Raw genomic sequence first — 15,904 nt, 5'->3', positions numbered from 1 at the left:
CGCGCTGTTTTACCGCACCTCCGCCCCTTGCCCGGGTCCATAGTTATCCGTGCACAGTGCACCACGCGCTGTGCGTCGATTGCCCGGGACAAGGAGTACCGATGGAGGCCCTGCACGCATTCCTGTTCGCCGATTTCCTCGGCACCGCCACCTGGCTGTGGCTGAGCTTCCTGCTGGTCGTGGTGGCGCTGCTGGCGTTCGACCTGGGTGTGCTGCATCGCCACGAGCGTGAGATCGGTGTGCGCGAGAGCCTGCTGCTCTACAGTGGCTACTTCACCGCCGGGGTGGCCTTCGGCGGCTGGGTCTGGTGGGAGCTGGGGGCGCAGCCGGCGCTGGAGTTCTACACCGGCTTCCTGGTGGAACAGTCGCTGTCGATGGACAACGTGTTCGTCATGGCGATGATCTTCGGCTTCTTCGCCGTACCCCGGCTCTACCAGCACCGCGTGCTGTTCTGGGGGATTCTCGGGGTGATCGTGCTGCGGGCGCTGATGATCGGTGTCGGCGCGGCGCTGGTGCAGCGCTTCGACTGGATGCTCTACCTGTTCGGCGGCTTCCTGCTGTTCACCGGCGTGAAGATGCTGCTCAGCCGCGACCAGGGCGAGCGCGACCTGTCGCGCAACCCGGTGCTGCGCTTCCTGCGGGGGCACCTGCGCCTGACCCGGGAGCTGCACGGCAAGCGCTTCTTCGTCCGGCTGCCCACCGCCAGCGGCGGCACCCTGCTGCATGCCACGCCGCTGTTCCTGACCCTGGTGCTGATCGAGTTGGCCGACCTGGTGTTCGCGGTGGACAGCGTCCCGGCGATCTTCGCCATCACCCAGGACCCGTTCATCGTCTACACCTCCAACATCTTCGCCATCCTCGGCCTGCGCTCGCTGTACTTCGCCCTGGCAGCGCTCATCCACCGCTTCGTCTACCTCAAGTACGCCCTGGCCCTGGTGCTGATCTTCATCGGCGGCAAGATTTTCCTGCAGAGCTTCATCGGCAAGATTCCCGCCCTGGTTTCCCTTGGCGTAACCTGTGGCCTGCTGGCCGGTGGCGTGCTGATCTCGCTGATCCGCACGCGCAAGCCGCAGCCGGTCCATCAGAAGGAGCGCGGGCAGCGATGAAGGACGTGCGGATCGATGTACTCGAACAACGGGGTCGGGTGATCTGGCAGGTGCGCATGGGTGCGCGGGCGGTGAGCTTCCACGAAGAACTGGCCGCCCGCACCTTCGCCGCCCAGCTGCACCAGCGCCTGGAGTGGCTGCGCGCACAGCGCGAGGCCGCCAGCAGCCCCTCGGAACCCTCCCAGCCCCACCAGGATTGACCCACCCCGTTGACCCTCACGCCACGTCAGGCCCGAAGATGCCAGCCGGCACGCGAGGAGACCCAGGACATGCCCTTGAAAGTCGGTGAACTGGCCAGGCGCTGCGGCCTGACCGTGCGCACCCTGCACCACTACGACCAGATCGGCCTGCTGCGGCCTTCCGCGCGCTCGGACTCCGGTTACCGCCTCTACGACCGCACCGACATCGCCCGCCTCCACCGGATCCAGGTCCTGCGCAAGCTGGGCCTGTCCCTGGCGGCCATCGGCGACTGGCTGGACGGCCCGCCCGTGGCGCTGCCTCCGCTGATCGAGCAGCAGATCCGCCAGCTCGACCGGGAGATCGCCCACCGGCAGCGACTGCGCGAACGCCTGGCCAGCCTCGGCCAGCAACTGCGCAGCGGCGAGGAACCGGAGCTCGCCGAATGGCTGACGACCCTGGAGCTGATGAACATGTACGACACCTATTTCACCCCCGAGGAACTGCAGGGGCTGCGCCTGCACGCCGACGAACAGCGCCAGCGCGAATGGGCTGACCTGGTCGGCCAGGTGAAGGCGCTGATGGCGGCCGGCGTGCCGCCCCAGGCCGAGGCGGCGCAGGCCCTGTCACGAACCTGGATGCGCATGCTGGAGGACGACACCGGCGGCAACCCGGTGCTGTTCGCCAAGCTCAACGGCATGCACGAGGCGGAGCCGGCGCTGCGTGCGCAGACCGGGATCACGCCGGAGACCATGGCCTACGTGGTCCAGGCCTTCAGCGAGACCAAGCTGGCGATCTACCAGCGCTACCTGACGCCCGAGGAATTCGCCTTCCTCAAGGCCCACTACGGCACGCGCATGCACGAATGGCCGCCGCTGATCGCCGAGGTGCACCAGCAGATGGAATCCGGCGCCCCGGCGTCCGACCCGGACACCCTGGCCCTCGCCCGCCGCTGGCTGGAGCTGTTCCGTTCCTATGCCGGTGACGATCCGGTGACCCAGCAGAAGATCCGCGAGGCGCTGGTGCGCGAGCCGGAACTGCGCCAGGGCTCCTGGGCCAGCGACGCGTTGCTGGACTACCTGCGCCAGGCCATGGGCCACCTGATGGCCGCGCGCCGCTGAGGCCTTCTGCCCCCTGAAACGCACGAGGCCCGCACGGTTTCCCGTGCGGGCCTCGCTGTTGCTGCGCGGGCGATCAGTGGCCGCTGCGCATCATCTCGCGCGGTACGTACTTGCCGATCTCGTACTTGCCGATGGCGGCACGGTGCACTTCGTCCGGGCCGTCGGCCAGGCGCAGGGTGCGCTGCATGGCGTACATGTAGGCCAGCGGGAAGTCGTTGGAGACGCCGGCGCCGCCGTGGATCTGGATGGCGCGGTCGATCACCCGCAGGGCGACGTTGGGCGCCACGACCTTGATCTGGGCGATCTCGCTCTTGGCCACCTTGTTGCCGGCGGTGTCCATCATGTAGGCCGCCTTCAGGGTCAGCAGCCGGGCCATGTCGATCTCCATCCGCGAGTCGGCGATCTTGTCGATGTTGCCGCCCAGGCGGGCCAGGGGCTTGCCGAAGGCGGTGCGGCTGACGGCGCGCTTGCACATCAGTTCCAGGGCGCGTTCGGCCATGCCGATGGAGCGCATGCAGTGGTGGATGCGGCCTGGGCCGAGGCGACCCTGGGCGATCTCGAAGCCACGGCCTTCGCCCAGCAGCACGTTCTCGTAGGGCACGCGGACGTTCTCGAACAGCACCTCGGCGTGGCCGTGGGGGGCGTCGTCATAGCCGAACACCGGCAGCGGGCGGAGGATCTTCACGCCGGGGGCATCAGTGGGCACCAGGATCATGGAGTGCTGCTGGTGGCGCGGCGCATCCGGGTTGCTCAGGCCCATGAAGATCATCACCTTGCAGCGCGGGTCGCAGGCGCCGGAGGTCCACCACTTGCGGCCGTTGATGACCCACTCGTCACCCTGGCGCTCGGCGCGGGCTTCCATGTTGGTGGCATCGGACGAGGCCACGCCCGGCTCGGTCATGGCGAAGGCGGAACGGATCTCGCCACGCAGCAGCGGCTCCAGCCACTGCTTCTTCTGCGCTTCGTTGCCGTAGCGCACCAGCACTTCCATGTTGCCGGTGTCCGGCGCGGAGCAGTTGAACGGCTCCGGGCCCAGCAGCGAGCGGCCCATGATCTCGGCCAGGGGCGCGTATTCCATGTTGGTCAGGCCGGCACCGTATTCGGACTCGGGCAGGAACAGGTTCCACAGGCCTTCGGCCTTCGCCTTGGCCTTGAGCTCTTCCATGATCGCGGTGGGCTGCCAGCGGTCCCCTTCGGCGACCTGCTTCTCGAACACCGGCTCGGCGGGATAGACGTAGGTGTCCATGAACGCGGTGACGCGCTCACGCAGTTCCTGGACCTTGGGCGAATAGGCGAAATCCATGCGGCGTACCTTCTGAGGAGGGTGAGGAATGACCGGAAGGGTCTGGCAAGAATGCTAGAACAGGGATTAAGATTTACCCAGCCTATTATCGATATGCATGAACATTCATAAGCGATATGGTGCATCCCTCGACAAGAACAATCCAAGGAGCACGTGCGGCATGAACCTCAACAAGGTGGACCTGAATCTGTTCATCGTCTTCGACGCCATCTACACCGAGGCCAACCTGACCCGTGCCGGGCAGATCGTCGGCATCACCCAGCCTGCCGTGTCCAACGCCCTCGCCCGCCTGCGCGAGACCTTCAACGATCCCCTGTTCGTCCGCACCGCCCAGGGCATGGTGCCCACGCCGATGGCGCAGAACATCATCGGCCCGGTGCGCAACGCCCTGCAGCTGCTGCGGGTCTCGGTGCAGGAGAGCCGCACCTTCAACCCGCTGCAGGCCAACAAGACCTACCGCATCAGCATGACCGACCTCAGCGAGGCGGTGATCCTGCCGCTGCTGTTCCAGCGCCTGCGCCGCCTGGCGCCCCAGGTGCAGGTGGAGAGTTTCCTCGCCAAGCGCCGTGAGACCACCAAGGAGCTGGCCGCCGGGCGCCTGGATTTCGCCGTCGACGCGCCGCTGAACACCGACCCGCAGGTGCGCCACGTGAAGCTGATGGACGACCGCTACGTATGCGCCATGCGCCGTGGCCACCCGCTGGCCAAGGAGCGCATCAGCCTGGACGAATACCTCTCGCTGTCGCACATCCACATCTCCAGCCGCCGCAACGGCCTGGGCTACGTGGACCTGGCCCTGGGCAAGATGGGCATCCAGCGCAAGGTCGCGCTGCGTTCGCAGCACTACATGATGGCTTCCACCGTGCTGCAGAGCACCGACATGGCGATGACCGTGCCGGAGCGCTTCGCCCGCCGCCACGACCTGCACTTCGTCGACCTGCCGGTGAACGACGTGCCCGCCCTGGAGACCCACCTCTACTGGCACGAAAGCACCGACCAGGACCCGGCCAACCGCTGGATGCGCGAGCAGATCATCGAGATCTGCCAGCAGGTCACCCAGCAGGAGCGCGTGCGGGCCTGATCAGGCCCCCAGCGCCTCCCCCGCCTCCCGCTCCGCCAGCGGCCGGATCGGCCGCCACTGGCGCAACTTGCGGTACAGCGTGGGCACCACGAACAGCGTGAAGAACGTGCCCACCAGCAGCCCCCCGACGATGACCATGCCGATCTGCCGGCGGCTCTCCGCCCCGGCGCCGGTGGCGATGGCCAGCGGCAGGGAGCCCAGCACCATGGCGCCGGTGGTCATCAGGATCGGCCGCAGCCGCTGCACGGCCGCCTCCATGACCGACTCATCCAGGCCACGCCCCTCGCGCAGCTGCTGGTTGGCGAACTCGACGATGAGGATGCCGTGCTTGGTGATCAGCCCGATGAGGGTGACCATCCCCACCTGGGAATAGATGTTCAGGGTGCCGCCGAACAGCTCCAGCGCCAGCAGTGCGCCGGCCATGGAGAGCGGCACGCTGAAGAGGATCACCAGCGGATCGACGAAGCTCTCGAACTGCGCCGCCAGCACCAGGTAGATGAACACCAGCGCCAGCGCGAAGGTCAGCGCCACGCCCGCGCCGGAGGCCTTGAAGTCACGGGAGATGCCGGTGTAGTCGAACTGGGTCTCGGCGGGCATCACCTCGCGGGCCACCGTCTCCAGGTGGTCCAGCGCCTCGCCCAGGGTGTAGCCGGAGCCGACGTTGGCGCTAAGGGTCACCGCGCGCAGCTGGTTGAAGTGGTTCAGCTCCCGGGGGGCGACGGTTTCCTCCACCTCGATCAGGTTGGAGAGCTGCACCATGCTGCCGTCGCGCCCGCGCACGTAGACCCGGTTGAGGTCGTCCGGGTTGCTGCGGTCGACGTCCGCCAGTTGCACCAGCACGTCGTACTGCTCGCCGTTCTGCTTGAAGCGGGTCACCTGGCGGCTGCCAAACAGGCTTTCCAGGCTGCGGCCGATGGTGGCGACGTCGGTGCCCACGGCGGTGGCCTGCTCGCGGTTCACTGTGACTTTGAGTTGCGGGGTGTTGAGCTTGAGGTCGGTGTCGATGCTCTCCAGCCCCGGGTAGTCGCGCACCCGCTGCAGCAACTGGTCCACGTACTGCTGCAGCTCGGCGTACTCCAGGGACGAGCGGATGACGAAGTTCACCGGCTGGTTACGCGCGCTCTGCCCCAGCGGCGGGCGGTTCACCGGGAAGGCCCGCACACCGGGGATGTCCTGCAACTTGGGCAGCAAGGCGTCGCGGATCTCGAACTGGCTGCGGCTGCGCGCGCTCCAGTCCTCCAGCTTGAGGAAGGAAAGCCCCTGGGCCACGGTGGGGAAGCCCACTACCACCATGTAGCGGTTGGCCTCGGGGACGCTGCGGTAGGCCTCCTCCAGTTGCCGGGCATAGCGCGCGGTGTACTGCAGGGTGGCGCCATCCGGGCCGTTGAGGGTGCTGACGATGGTGCCGGTGTCTTCGGTGGGCGCCAGTTCGCTGCGCAGGCCGCTGAACATCCACAGGCACAGCAGCAGCACGCCGACGAGGAACAGCGCGATCAGCACCCAGGCGCGCAGGACCCGTTCCAGCAGGTGCCGGTAGCTGTAGGTGAGGCCGTTGAGGAAGCCTTCGATCAGGTTGTACAGGCGGCCATGGCGCGGCTCCGCCCGGTGCGGCCTGAGCAGTTGGGCACACATCATCGGTGACAGCGTGAGGGCGACGAAGCCGGAGACCAGCACCGCGCCGGCCAAGGTCCAGGAGAACTCGGTGAAGAGCTTGCCCGAGGTGCCCTGCATGAAGCCAATGGGCGCGTAGACCGCCGCCAGGGTGAGGGTCATGGCGATCACCGCGAAGGCGATCTCGCGGCTGCCCTTGAACGCCGCCTGCACCGGTGACAGGCCCGCCTCGATATGGCGGTGGATGTTCTCCAGCACCACGATGGCGTCGTCCACCACCAGGCCGATGGCCAGCACCATGGCCAACAGGGTCAGGGTGTTGATGGAGAAGCCCATCAGCGCCATCAGGGCGAAGGCGCCGATCAGCGACACCGGGATGGTCACCAGCGGGATCAGCGTCGCCCGCAGGGAGCGCAGGAACAGGAAGATGATCAGCACCACCAGCACCACCGCCTCCCAGATGGTGGTGTAGACGTTGGCGATGGATTCGCGGATGAACAGCGAGTTGTCGTTGGCGATGGCCATCTCCATGCCTTCCGGCAGCAGGCTGCGCACGTCGGGCAAGGCGGCGTTGAGGCCGTCGGAGATGTCCAGCGGGTTGGCGGTGGCCTGCTTGACCAGCCCCAGTGAAACCGCCTGCCGCCCGTTGAAGCGCACCAGGGAGCGCTCATCAGCCGCGCCGATCTCGGCATGGCCGACGTCGGACAGGCGCAACAGGTAGCCACGGCGGTCGTCGATGATCAGGTCGTTGAACTGCTCGGGGGTCTTCAGGTCGGTTTCCGCCAGCACGCTGAACTCACGCTGCACCGACTCGATGCGGCCGGCGGGGATCTCCACGTTCTGCCGGCGCAGGGCGGCCTCCACGTCCTGCACGGTGAGGTCGTGGGCGGCGAGCTTCTCCGGATCGAGCCAGATGCGCATGGCGTAGGTGCGCGCGCCGCGGATCTGTACCTCGGAAACGCCGGGGATGGTCTGCAGACGGTCCTGCACCACCCGCTCCAGCACGTCGGTGATCGCCATGGCGCTGTGCTGGTCGCTGTAGAACGCCAGCCAGACCACCGGCTGGGCATCGGCCTCGACCTTCTGCACCACCGGCTCGTCGATCTCGTCCGGCAACAGGCCGCGCACCCGCCCGAGGCGGTCGCGCACGTCGTTGGCCGCCTCGTTGGCGTTGCTGCCGAGACGGAACTGCGCGGTGATCTGGGTGTTTTCCGAGCGGCTGATGGAGGACACGAAGTCCAGCCCCTGGATGCCCGACAGCACGTCCTCGATGGGCTGCGCCACCTGGGACTCCATGATCTCCGGGCTGGCGCCGGGGTAGATGACATTGACCGTGACCACCGGCACGTCGATGTTCGGGTACTCGCGCACGGTCAGCCGCTGGTAGGCCATCAGCCCCAGCAGGACCACCACCAGGGACAGCACGGTGGCGAACACCGGCCGACGGATGCACAGGTCGGAGAGGGTCATGACTCGCCCCGCGCGACGGTGCGGACCTCCTGCCCCGGCGCGGCCTTCTGCCAACCGGCGGTGATCACCTGCTCGTCACCGGCGAGGCCTTCCACCACCTCGGCCCGCCCGCGTTGACGCTGGCCGATGCGCACCGGCAGACGCGCCACCTTGCCGTCCACCACCACGGCGACAAACAGCTGGCGCCCCACCGGGATCACCGCTTCCTCGGGGATCAGCAGCGCATCCGGGCGCTCGGCGAGGATCACCGAGACCTTCACGAACTGGCCCGGCTTGAGGCGCCGGTCGGCATTGGCGATCTCGGCCCGGATCGCCTGGCTGCGCCCCACCTCGTCCAGCCGCGGGTTGAGGGCGGCGATGCGCCCCTGGAAGCGCTCCCCCGGGTAGGCGTCCACGCTGATCTCCACGGTCTGCCCCAGTTGCACCTGGGCCACCGCCTTCTGCGGGATGCGGAAATCCACCTTGAGCGGGTCGAGCACTTCGAGGTTGACGATGTCCTGACCGGCGCTGAGGTAGTCGCCGGGGCTGACCTGGCGCAGGCCGAGCACGCCATCGTACGGCGCACGGAGCTGGGTCTTGTCGAGACGGGCCTGGGCCAGCGCCAGGCTGGCGCGGGCGGCCTGCTGTTGCGACAGCGCCTCGTCCTGGGCCTGGGCGTTGCTGGCGCCGCGCTTGTAGAGCATCTGGGCGCGCTGGTAGCTCTTCTCCGCCAGGTCGAGGTTGGCCCGGGCCTGGTCCAGCTCGGCACGGGCGATGGCATCGTCCAGGCTGACCAGCAGGTCGCCGGCCTTGACCGCCTCCCCCTCGCGGAAATGCAGGCGGGCGAGACGCCCGTCCACTTCGGGGCGCAGGGTCACCGATTCATCGGAGCGCAGGGACCCGAAGGTCACCAGTTCGTCCCGGACCAGGGCACGCTGGGGCTCGGCCACTTCGACCAATGGCGGGTTGGCGGCGAACGCCGGGCAGGTGAACAACCCACACAGCAGCAAGGGCCAGACGCGGCGGCGAACAATCATCTACAGCCTCTTTTCGAGTCGTTTTTATCGAAAATGAAAAAGTCTACCGGGAGTATCGGCGGAGTTTTGTCAGAGGCACGTAAAGATGCAGGCAGTCTGTGACGGTTTGTATCGGGAGGGATGCATTTCGGAGGCGGGCCAGCCGGCGTGGGAGCGGTTCAACCGCGATGCCCGGGACGGGCCTTCATTCGCGAATGAATTCGCTCCCACGAAACAGGCCAGGTCCCGGGGCTCGTGGACGCCGCCCTGCCATGAGGGAGTGCCAGGAAATGGTGGGCTGAAGCGGAACGCCGCCCGACCCACCCTACAAACTGGATGCCGCGCGGTGGCTCGGCATCAGCGCGGGCACCCGGTGTGGGAGCGGTTTCAACCGCGATGCCCCGCAAGGGGCCTTTTTCGCGAATGAATTCGCTCCCACGAAGATGCTGCCCGGTACCGCGTTTTGCCCAGCTCCGCTCGCGTGCCGGTGATCAGCCTTCGCGCGCAGAGCCGCTCCTGCAAGGTGCGCCGTGCTTACTGGCGCATGCCGCGTCCGCTCACCAGCAGGCGCACGCAGACGATGTAGAGCACCAGGGTGGTCAGCAGCATCAGCGCGATGGCCACGCCGATGTTGATGTCGGAGACGCCGAGGATGCCGTAGCGGAAGGCGTTGACCATGTGCAGGATCGGGTTGATCAGCGAGACCTTCTGCCAGAACGCCGGCAGCAGGCTGATGGAGTAGAACACCCCGCCCAGGTAGGTCAGCGGCGTCAGCACGAAGGTCGGGACGATGGAGATGTCGTCGAAGTTGCGCGCGTACACCGCGTTGATGAAGCCGCCCAGGGAGAAGATGGTCGCCGTCAGCAGCACCACGATGACGGTGACGCCCAGGTGATGCACCTGCAGGTGGGTGAAGAACAGCGACAACAGGGTGACGATCACTCCCACCGCCAGGCCGCGCAGCACGCCGCCGATGGTGTAGCCGAGGAGGATGGTGTGGGGCGACACCGGCGAGACCAGCAGCTCCTCGATGGAGCGCTGGAACTTGCTGCCGAAGAAGCTGGACACCACGTTGCTGTAGGAGTTGGTGATCACCGACATCATGATCAGCCCCGGGACGATGTACTCCATGTAGGTGAAGCCGCCCATGTCACCGATCTGTCGGCCGATCAGGTTGCCGAAGATGATGAAGTACAGCGCCATGGTGATGCCCGGGGGCAGCAGGGTCTGCGGCCAGATGCGGGTGAAGCGGCGGACTTCGCGATAGACGATGGTGTTGAGGGCGACCAGGTTGGCGCGCAGTTCCGAACTCATATGGCCACCTTCGACAGGTTCTTCTCGACCAGGGACACGAACAGCTCCTCCAGGCGGTTGGTCTTGTTGCGCAGGCTCAGCACCTCGATGCCGACGGCGGAGAGCTGGCGGAACAGCTCGGTGATGCCCTGGCTCTTCTCCACCTGCACTTCCAGGGTGTGGTCATCCACCAAGCGCACCGGGTAGCCGACCAGGGCCGGCGCCGTGGCGAGGGTGTCCTTGAGGTCGAGCAGGAAGGTCTCGACGTGCAGCGTCTTCAGCAGCGCCTTCATGCTGGTGTTCTCGACGATGGTGCCGTGGTCGATGATGCCGATGTGGCGGCAGAGTTGCTCCGCCTCCTCCAGGTAGTGGGTGGTGAGGATGATGGTGATGCCCTGGGCGTTGAGATCGGTGAGGAAGCTCCACATGGACCGGCGCAGCTCGATGTCGACGCCGGCGGTGGGCTCGTCGAGGATCAGCAGGCGCGGCTGGTGCACCAGGGCGCGGGCGATCATCAGGCGGCGCTTCATGCCGCCGGACAGTTCGCGGGAGGCGGCGTTGCGCTTCTCCCACAGGCCCAGCTGGGTCAGGTACTGCTCGGCGCGCTCCTTGGCGATCTTCGCCGGGATGCCGTAGTAGCCGGCCTGGGTGACGACGATGTCGAAGACCTTCTCGAACTGGTTGAAGTTGAACTCCTGGGGCACCACGCCCAGGCAGCGCTTGAGGGCGTAGGGGTTCTTGTCCAGGTCGTTGCCGAACACGCTCACCGTGCCGCTGGTCTTGTTGACCAGGGTGGAGAGGATGCCGATGGTGGTGGATTTGCCGGCCCCGTTGGGGCCCAGCAGGGCGAAGAAATCGCCTTCGGCCACTTCCAGGTCGATGCCCTTGAGGGCCTGGAAGCCGTTGCCATAGGTCTTGGTCAGCTGCCGGATGGACAGTGCGGAAGTCATGGAGGGAACGTGCCTTCAGTCAGGAATGTGCAAAGACGCTGCGCCAGGCGGCAAGGCCCGGCGCAGCGCTCGGTGGGGTGAGCCTAGCATCAGGTCAGTGGGGTCATCACCGCACGGCGGTAGGCCGGACGCGCCTTGAGCCGCTCGTACCAGGCCGCCAGCGCGGGCTGCGGCGGCCGCTCGATGGGCATCTCGAACCAGGCGTAGATGAAGCAGCCCAGGGGGATGTCGCCCATCGCCAGGGTTTCGCCGGAGAGGTAGGGCTTTTTCGCCAGGGCCTGCTCCGGCAGGGCCAGCAGCTCGCTGCAACGCGCCAGGGCGGCTGCGATGCGCGCGGGGTCGCGCTCGGCCGGCGGAATACGCAGCGTGCCCCAGAACAGGTCGCGGAATACCGGCGCCAGGGTGGTGCTGGTCCAGTCCATCCACTTGTCCCCCACGGCACGCACGGCCGGGTCTTCGGGGTAGAGGGTGCCGGCTGCGTAGCGCGCGGCCAGGTAGCGGACGACGGCGTTGGACTCCCAGAGCACCAGGTCGCCGTCTTCGATCACCGGGACCAGGCCGTTCGGGTTCATCGCCCGGTAGGCCGGCTCGTTGACCAGGCCGAACGCGCCCCCGGCGTCGACGGACTCGTAGGCGACACCGACCTCTTCGGCGGCCCAGAGGGCTTTTCTCACGTTGGAGGAGTTCTTCCGGCCCCAGATCTTCAACATGTCGCGGCTCCAGCTGTTTGGCAGGCCGACATTCTAGAGGCATTGCCCGGGCAGGTGACCAGGCATTTGCATTGATAACGTTTATCGACCTGAGCGAGGTGGCGCGGCCTTCAGGGCTCGGCATCCAGCACGCCGGGCGTCGCGGCCTCGGCCTGGAGATCGCCGCTCATGAAGGCGGCGCCCGGCTCGAACAGGTGCGGATAGACCTGCTGCAGATGGCCGAAGAACAGGGCCTCCGGCAGGTCGTCGAACTGGCCGTGGTCGGCGAGGTACTCCATGTAGCGCTCGCCCTGGCGGTTGAACGGGTGGAAGACGCTGTCGTGCACCCCATCGAACGCCAGTGGTTCCACGCCGAAGACCCGGCACAGCGCCAGGTTGAATGCCGGCGTCGCCTTCACCCAGCGGCCGTCCAGGTGCAATTCGGTGTAGCCGTGCATGGCGAACACCTCGCTTCGCAGCAGTTGCAGCAGGCGCGGCGTGGCCAGGTGGTTGCGCACGTCCGCCAGGCCGATGCGGGCCGGGATGCCGCAGACCCGCGCACACGCAGCCAGGAGGATGGCCTTGGGCACGCAGTAGGACGTCCCCGCCATCAAGGCATGGCTGGCCTTGAGCGTCTCCGGGTCACGGCTGAAGGTGTAGGGGTTGTAGCGGATGCCGTCGCGCACGGCGTGGTACAGACTGACCGCCTGGTCACGCGGGTGCGGGCTTTCGCCGCGATTGCGCAAGGCGAACTCAACCACCAGGGGGTGGTCACTATCAACGAAGCGACCGGATCGTAGGCTGGACTGCATGGCGTTGCTCCCGTGGGGACAGGCCCCAGTCTAGAAGCAGGCGACACCCTGCCGGCACGACGATCCGGCCAAGCTGAACGCCCCTGTCGCCGTCCTGGCGACACCCTGACCCGTGACGGCGGCCGCGTCGTCCTCAAGGAGGATCAAGCATGGTGTTTCTCTGGTTGCTCGTTCTGGTACTGGGGGTCGCCTGGCTGGCGCACCGCCGCACCGCTCCCCTGCCCGCCCTTGGAGCGGTCGCCCTGTACCTGCTGGCCATGGGGGTGTTCAGCCACTCGCCCGGCTGGCTGCTGGCGATCCTCTGGATTCTCTGGCTCGCGGTGGCCCTGCCCCTGGCCCTGCCGGACATGCGCCGCAAGCTGATCACCGCCCCGCTGTTCGCGTGGTTCCAGCGCGTGCTGCCGCCCATGTCGGAGACCGAGCGTGACGCCATCGAGGCCGGCACCGTGTGGTGGGACGGCGAGCTGTTCAGCGGTCGCCCGAACTGGAACACGCTGCTCGACTACCCGCGCCCGACGCTCACCGCCGAGGAGCAGGCCTTCATCGACGGCCCCACTGAAGAGCTGTGCGCCATGGTCAGCGACTGGGACATCGGCCAGCGCATGGACCTGCCCCCGGAAGCCTGGGCGCACATCAAGGCCCACGGCTTCTTCGGCCTGATCATTCCCAAGGGATACGGTGGCAAGGGCTTCTCCGCCTATGCCCACTCCCAGGTCGCCATGAAGCTGGCCACCCGCAGCGGCGACCTCGCCTCCACGGTGATGGTGCCCAACTCCCTCGGCCCCGCCGAACTGCTGCTGCACTACGGCACCGACGAACAACGCCAGCACTACCTGCCGCGCCTGGCCACCGGCGAGGAAATCCCCTGCTTCGCCCTCACCGGCCCGCTGGCCGGCTCCGATGCCGGGGCGATGCCCGACACCGGCATCATCTGCAAGGGCCAGTGGAACGGCGAGGAAGTGATCGGCCTGCGCCTGACCTGGGAGAAGCGCTACATCACCCTCGGCCCGGTAGCCACCCTGCTCGGCCTGGCCTTCAAGGCCTACGACCCGGACCACCTGCTGGGCGACGAGGAGGACCTGGGCATCAGCCTGGCCCTGATCCCCACCGACACCCCCGGGGTGAACATCGGCCGCCGCCATCTGCCCCTGGGCGCTGCCTTCATGAACGGCCCCAACTCCGGCAAGGACGTGTTCGTCCCGCTGGACTACCTGATCGGCGGCCAGGCCATGCTCGGCAAGGGCTGGATGATGCTGATGAACTGCCTCTCCGTCGGCCGCTCCATCTCGCTGCCGGCGGTGGGCACCGGCGCCGCCAAGTACACCAGCCTGGTGACCGGCCAGTACACCCGTGTGCGTGAGCAGTTCAACGTGCCACTGTCGGCCTTCGAAGGCATCCAGGAAGCCATGGCGCGCATCGGCGGCAACGCCTGGCTGATGGACGCCGCGCGCATGCTCACCGCCAACGCGGTGGACCTGGGCGAGAAGCCCTCGGTGCTCTCGGCCATCCTCAAGTACCACCTGACCGAACGGGGCCGCGAGTGCATCGGCCACGCCATGGACGTGCACGGCGGCAAGGGCATCATCATGGGCCCGAACAACTACCTGGGCCGTTCCTGGCAGGGCGCGCCGATCTTCATCACCGTGGAAGGCGCCAACATCCTCTCGCGCAACCTGATGATCTTTGGCCAGGGCGCCATCCGCTGCCATCCGTTTGTGCTCAAGGAGATGGCCCTGGCCGCCCGCGAGGACCGCGAGCGTGCGCTGGAGGAGTTCGACGACCTGCTGCTGCGCCATGTCGGCTTCGCCGTGAGCAACGCCGCCAGCACCCTGCTGCTGGGCCTGGGCGCAGGGCGTCTCAGCCCCGCACCGGGGGATGCCCTGGCCCAGGGCTATTTCCGCAGCCTCGACCGGCTCGCCGCAGCCTTCGCCGTGCTGGCGGACCTGAGCATGATGCTGCTGGGCGGCGAGCTGAAACGCCGCGAGCGCCTGTCCGCCCGCCTGGGTGATGTGCTCAGCCACCTCTACCTGGCCTCTGCCGCGCTCAAGCGCTACCACGACCTGGACCACCCGGAGCACCTGCGACCGCTGGTGCGCTGGTCCCTGGAGGAATCCCTGGGCAAGGCCGAGGACGCCCTGGCGGGCCTGCTCGCCAACTTCCCCAGCCGTATCCTCGGCTGCCTGTTGCAGGTGCTGGTGTTCCCGCTTGGCCGTCGCCACAAGGGGCCGTCGGATGCGCTGGATGCCGAAGTGGCCGAAATCCTCGGTCGCGACCGGGGCGACCCGGCGCTGGAAAGCGTGCTGGTCGGCTGCTTCCGGCCTTCCGCCGAGGGCGATCCAGTAGCGGCCCTGCAGCGCGCCGTGGACGCGCTCGCCGACGTCCAGCCGCTGCAGCGGGAGCTGCACAAGGCGTTGAAGGATGGACGCGTCAAGCCGACGGCCGGCGAACACCCGGTGGACGCCGCCCTGGCTGCCGGCGTGCTGGACGCCGAGGCGGCCCAGCGCCTGCGCGCCGCCGAGGCCGCGCGGCGGGTGGTGATCGACGTGGATGACTTCGACAAGGAGGAGCTGCTGCCAACGGCAGGCAAGGTGCGCTGAGCCCCGGCGGGACAGCGGGCGCGGAGGGCCTTATACTCCGCGCCCGTTCATTGATTCGTTCCAGGATGTACCGCCATGTCCAACCCCTACCTCGACCATCACCTCGCCCTGCTCCACCACCTGCGCGGCATCCTGGTCGCCCTGGGCGAGGCCGAGCAGGTTCCCGAAGAGAACCATGCCCTGTTCGTCGAGCGCTTCGACGAGCTGATCACCGAACTGCCCCGCGACCCGGAAGGCAGCCAGTACCTGGGTCAGGACCTGATCAGCCAGGTCTTCCACCGCTACCCGCAGATCGCCCACCTGGTGCCGCGCGACCTGCTGTGGTTCTTCGGCGGCGACTGCCTGCATTTCATGCCGGATGAAGAGATCGCCCTGTTCCAGCGCCTTGATGAGCGCCGCTTCGAGGCGGAAGAGAACGACTAACCGTTCGACTGGAACCAGGAAAAACAGCTGCTCGCCCTGGGCGACGACGCCAGCAAGCACTGAACGATGACCATTGGCCGCCCTTCGGGGCGGTCGGTGGAATCGGTAAGGCAGGTGAAGAGGCAGGCACTTTTCACGGCACGAACAAAAACGCCGCTCGATGAGCGGCGTTCTTGTTTATCTGGAGCGGGAAACGAGACTCGAACTCGCGACCCCGACCTTGGCAAGGTCGTGCTCTACCAACTGAGCTATTCCCGCATGCAACCGTAAAACTGG

12 protein-coding genes, 1 tRNA gene and 1 pseudogene are annotated in these 15,904 nt (G+C 67.2%); 6 read left to right on the top strand and 8 right to left on the bottom strand.

The window, feature by feature from the left end:
• Positions 1-101 precede the first annotated feature (101 nt).
• The 3 genes from BM198_RS20725 to BM198_RS20715 all read left to right on the top strand — a co-directional run bounded on the left by BM198_RS20725 (position 102) and on the right by BM198_RS20715 (position 2,404).
• Complete coding sequence (locus BM198_RS20725) at positions 102-1,106, top strand: TerC family protein (protein WP_074972001.1); 1,005 nt, start codon at positions 102-104, stop codon at positions 1,104-1,106.
• The gene (locus tag BM198_RS20720) at positions 1,103-1,306 is read left to right on the top strand and encodes a hypothetical protein (protein WP_044399668.1); all 204 of its coding nucleotides are present in this window, start codon (positions 1,103-1,105) and stop codon (positions 1,304-1,306) included. The genes BM198_RS20725 and BM198_RS20720 overlap by 4 nt, the downstream gene beginning before the upstream one ends.
• Before the next feature lie 69 nt (positions 1,307-1,375).
• Positions 1,376-2,404: a MerR family transcriptional regulator gene (locus BM198_RS20715; RefSeq protein ID WP_074972000.1), complete on the top strand. Its 1,029-nt coding sequence runs from the start codon at positions 1,376-1,378 to the stop codon at positions 2,402-2,404.
• Between the two features lie 73 nt (positions 2,405-2,477).
• On the opposite strand, the gene BM198_RS20710 is transcribed toward BM198_RS20715, so the two are convergent.
• A complete protein-coding gene (locus BM198_RS20710) occupies positions 2,478-3,707 on the bottom strand; it encodes an acyl-CoA dehydrogenase (RefSeq protein ID WP_044399671.1) in 1,230 nt (409 codons plus the stop codon).
• 160 nt (positions 3,708-3,867) lie between these two features.
• On the opposite strand from BM198_RS20710, the gene BM198_RS20705 reads away from it, so the two are divergent.
• Positions 3,868-4,788 carry a LysR family transcriptional regulator gene (locus BM198_RS20705; RefSeq protein ID WP_044399673.1) on the top strand — a complete coding sequence of 307 codons (921 nt, stop codon included), beginning with the start codon at positions 3,868-3,870 and terminating at the stop codon, positions 4,786-4,788.
• Here the strand turns inward: BM198_RS20705 and BM198_RS20700 are convergent, their stop codons facing one another.
• The 6 genes from BM198_RS20700 to BM198_RS20675 all read right to left on the bottom strand — a co-directional run bounded on the left by BM198_RS20700 (position 4,789) and on the right by BM198_RS20675 (position 12,608).
• A complete protein-coding gene (locus BM198_RS20700; protein WP_074971998.1) occupies positions 4,789-7,869 on the bottom strand; it encodes an efflux RND transporter permease subunit in 3,081 nt (1,026 codons plus the stop codon).
• Positions 7,866-8,885: an efflux RND transporter periplasmic adaptor subunit gene (locus BM198_RS20695; protein ID WP_074971996.1), complete on the bottom strand. Its 1,020-nt coding sequence runs from the start codon at positions 8,883-8,885 to the stop codon at positions 7,866-7,868. Before BM198_RS20695 ends, BM198_RS20700 begins: the two co-directional genes overlap by 4 nt.
• Positions 8,886-9,398: 513 nt before the next feature.
• A complete protein-coding gene (locus BM198_RS20690) occupies positions 9,399-10,178 on the bottom strand; it encodes an ABC transporter permease (RefSeq protein WP_044399681.1) in 780 nt (259 codons plus the stop codon).
• Positions 10,175-11,107 carry an ABC transporter ATP-binding protein gene (locus BM198_RS20685; protein WP_044399683.1) on the bottom strand — a complete coding sequence of 311 codons (933 nt, stop codon included), beginning with the start codon at positions 11,105-11,107 and terminating at the stop codon, positions 10,175-10,177. Before BM198_RS20685 ends, BM198_RS20690 begins: the two co-directional genes overlap by 4 nt.
• A gap of 89 nt (positions 11,108-11,196) precedes the next feature.
• The gene (locus BM198_RS20680) at positions 11,197-11,817 is read right to left on the bottom strand and encodes a glutathione S-transferase family protein (protein ID WP_074971994.1); all 621 of its coding nucleotides are present in this window, start codon (positions 11,815-11,817) and stop codon (positions 11,197-11,199) included.
• Positions 11,818-11,927: 110 nt separating this feature from the next.
• Positions 11,928-12,608, bottom strand: coding sequence for a transglutaminase-like domain-containing protein (locus BM198_RS20675; RefSeq protein ID WP_074971992.1), 681 nt, complete (start codon positions 12,606-12,608; stop codon positions 11,928-11,930).
• 149 nt (positions 12,609-12,757) lie between these two features.
• Between BM198_RS20675 and BM198_RS20670 the strand changes: the two genes are divergently transcribed.
• Positions 12,758-15,205: an acyl-CoA dehydrogenase gene (locus BM198_RS20670; protein WP_074971990.1), complete on the top strand. Its 2,448-nt coding sequence runs from the start codon at positions 12,758-12,760 to the stop codon at positions 15,203-15,205.
• Between the two features lie 75 nt (positions 15,206-15,280).
• A pseudogene (locus BM198_RS20665) lies at positions 15,281-15,691 on the top strand (PA2817 family protein).
• Positions 15,692-15,810: 119 nt separating this feature from the next.
• On the opposite strand, the gene BM198_RS20660 reads toward BM198_RS20665, so the two are convergent.
• Positions 15,811-15,886, bottom strand: a tRNA-Gly gene (locus BM198_RS20660).
• Between the last annotated feature and the right edge of the window lie 18 nt (positions 15,887-15,904).

The sequence above is a fragment of the Metapseudomonas otitidis genome (genome assembly GCF_900111835.1).
GTDB lineage: Bacteria > Pseudomonadota > Gammaproteobacteria > Pseudomonadales > Pseudomonadaceae > Metapseudomonas > Metapseudomonas otitidis.
The sequence above is the reverse complement of the archived record's forward strand: the minus strand, read 5'-3'. Positions and strand labels throughout refer to the sequence as shown.

Coding starts and splice junctions, on each gene's coding strand:
- BM198_RS20725 (WP_074972001.1), top strand. CDS start 102: ATGGAGGCCCTGCACGCATTCCTGTTCGCCGATTTCCTCGGCACCGCC.
- BM198_RS20720 (WP_044399668.1), top strand. CDS start 1,103: ATGAAGGACGTGCGGATCGATGTACTCGAACAACGGGGTCGGGTGATC.
- BM198_RS20715 (WP_074972000.1), top strand. CDS start 1,376: ATGCCCTTGAAAGTCGGTGAACTGGCCAGGCGCTGCGGCCTGACCGTG.
- BM198_RS20710 (WP_044399671.1), bottom strand. CDS start 3,707: ATGGATTTCGCCTATTCGCCCAAGGTCCAGGAACTGCGTGAGCGCGTC.
- BM198_RS20705 (WP_044399673.1), top strand. CDS start 3,868: ATGAACCTCAACAAGGTGGACCTGAATCTGTTCATCGTCTTCGACGCC.
- BM198_RS20700 (WP_074971998.1), bottom strand. CDS start 7,869: ATGACCCTCTCCGACCTGTGCATCCGTCGGCCGGTGTTCGCCACCGTG.
- BM198_RS20695 (WP_074971996.1), bottom strand. CDS start 8,885: ATGATTGTTCGCCGCCGCGTCTGGCCCTTGCTGCTGTGTGGGTTGTTC.
- BM198_RS20690 (WP_044399681.1), bottom strand. CDS start 10,178: ATGAGTTCGGAACTGCGCGCCAACCTGGTCGCCCTCAACACCATCGTC.
- BM198_RS20685 (WP_044399683.1), bottom strand. CDS start 11,107: ATGACTTCCGCACTGTCCATCCGGCAGCTGACCAAGACCTATGGCAAC.
- BM198_RS20680 (WP_074971994.1), bottom strand. CDS start 11,817: ATGTTGAAGATCTGGGGCCGGAAGAACTCCTCCAACGTGAGAAAAGCC.
- BM198_RS20675 (WP_074971992.1), bottom strand. CDS start 12,608: ATGCAGTCCAGCCTACGATCCGGTCGCTTCGTTGATAGTGACCACCCC.
- BM198_RS20670 (WP_074971990.1), top strand. CDS start 12,758: ATGGTGTTTCTCTGGTTGCTCGTTCTGGTACTGGGGGTCGCCTGGCTG.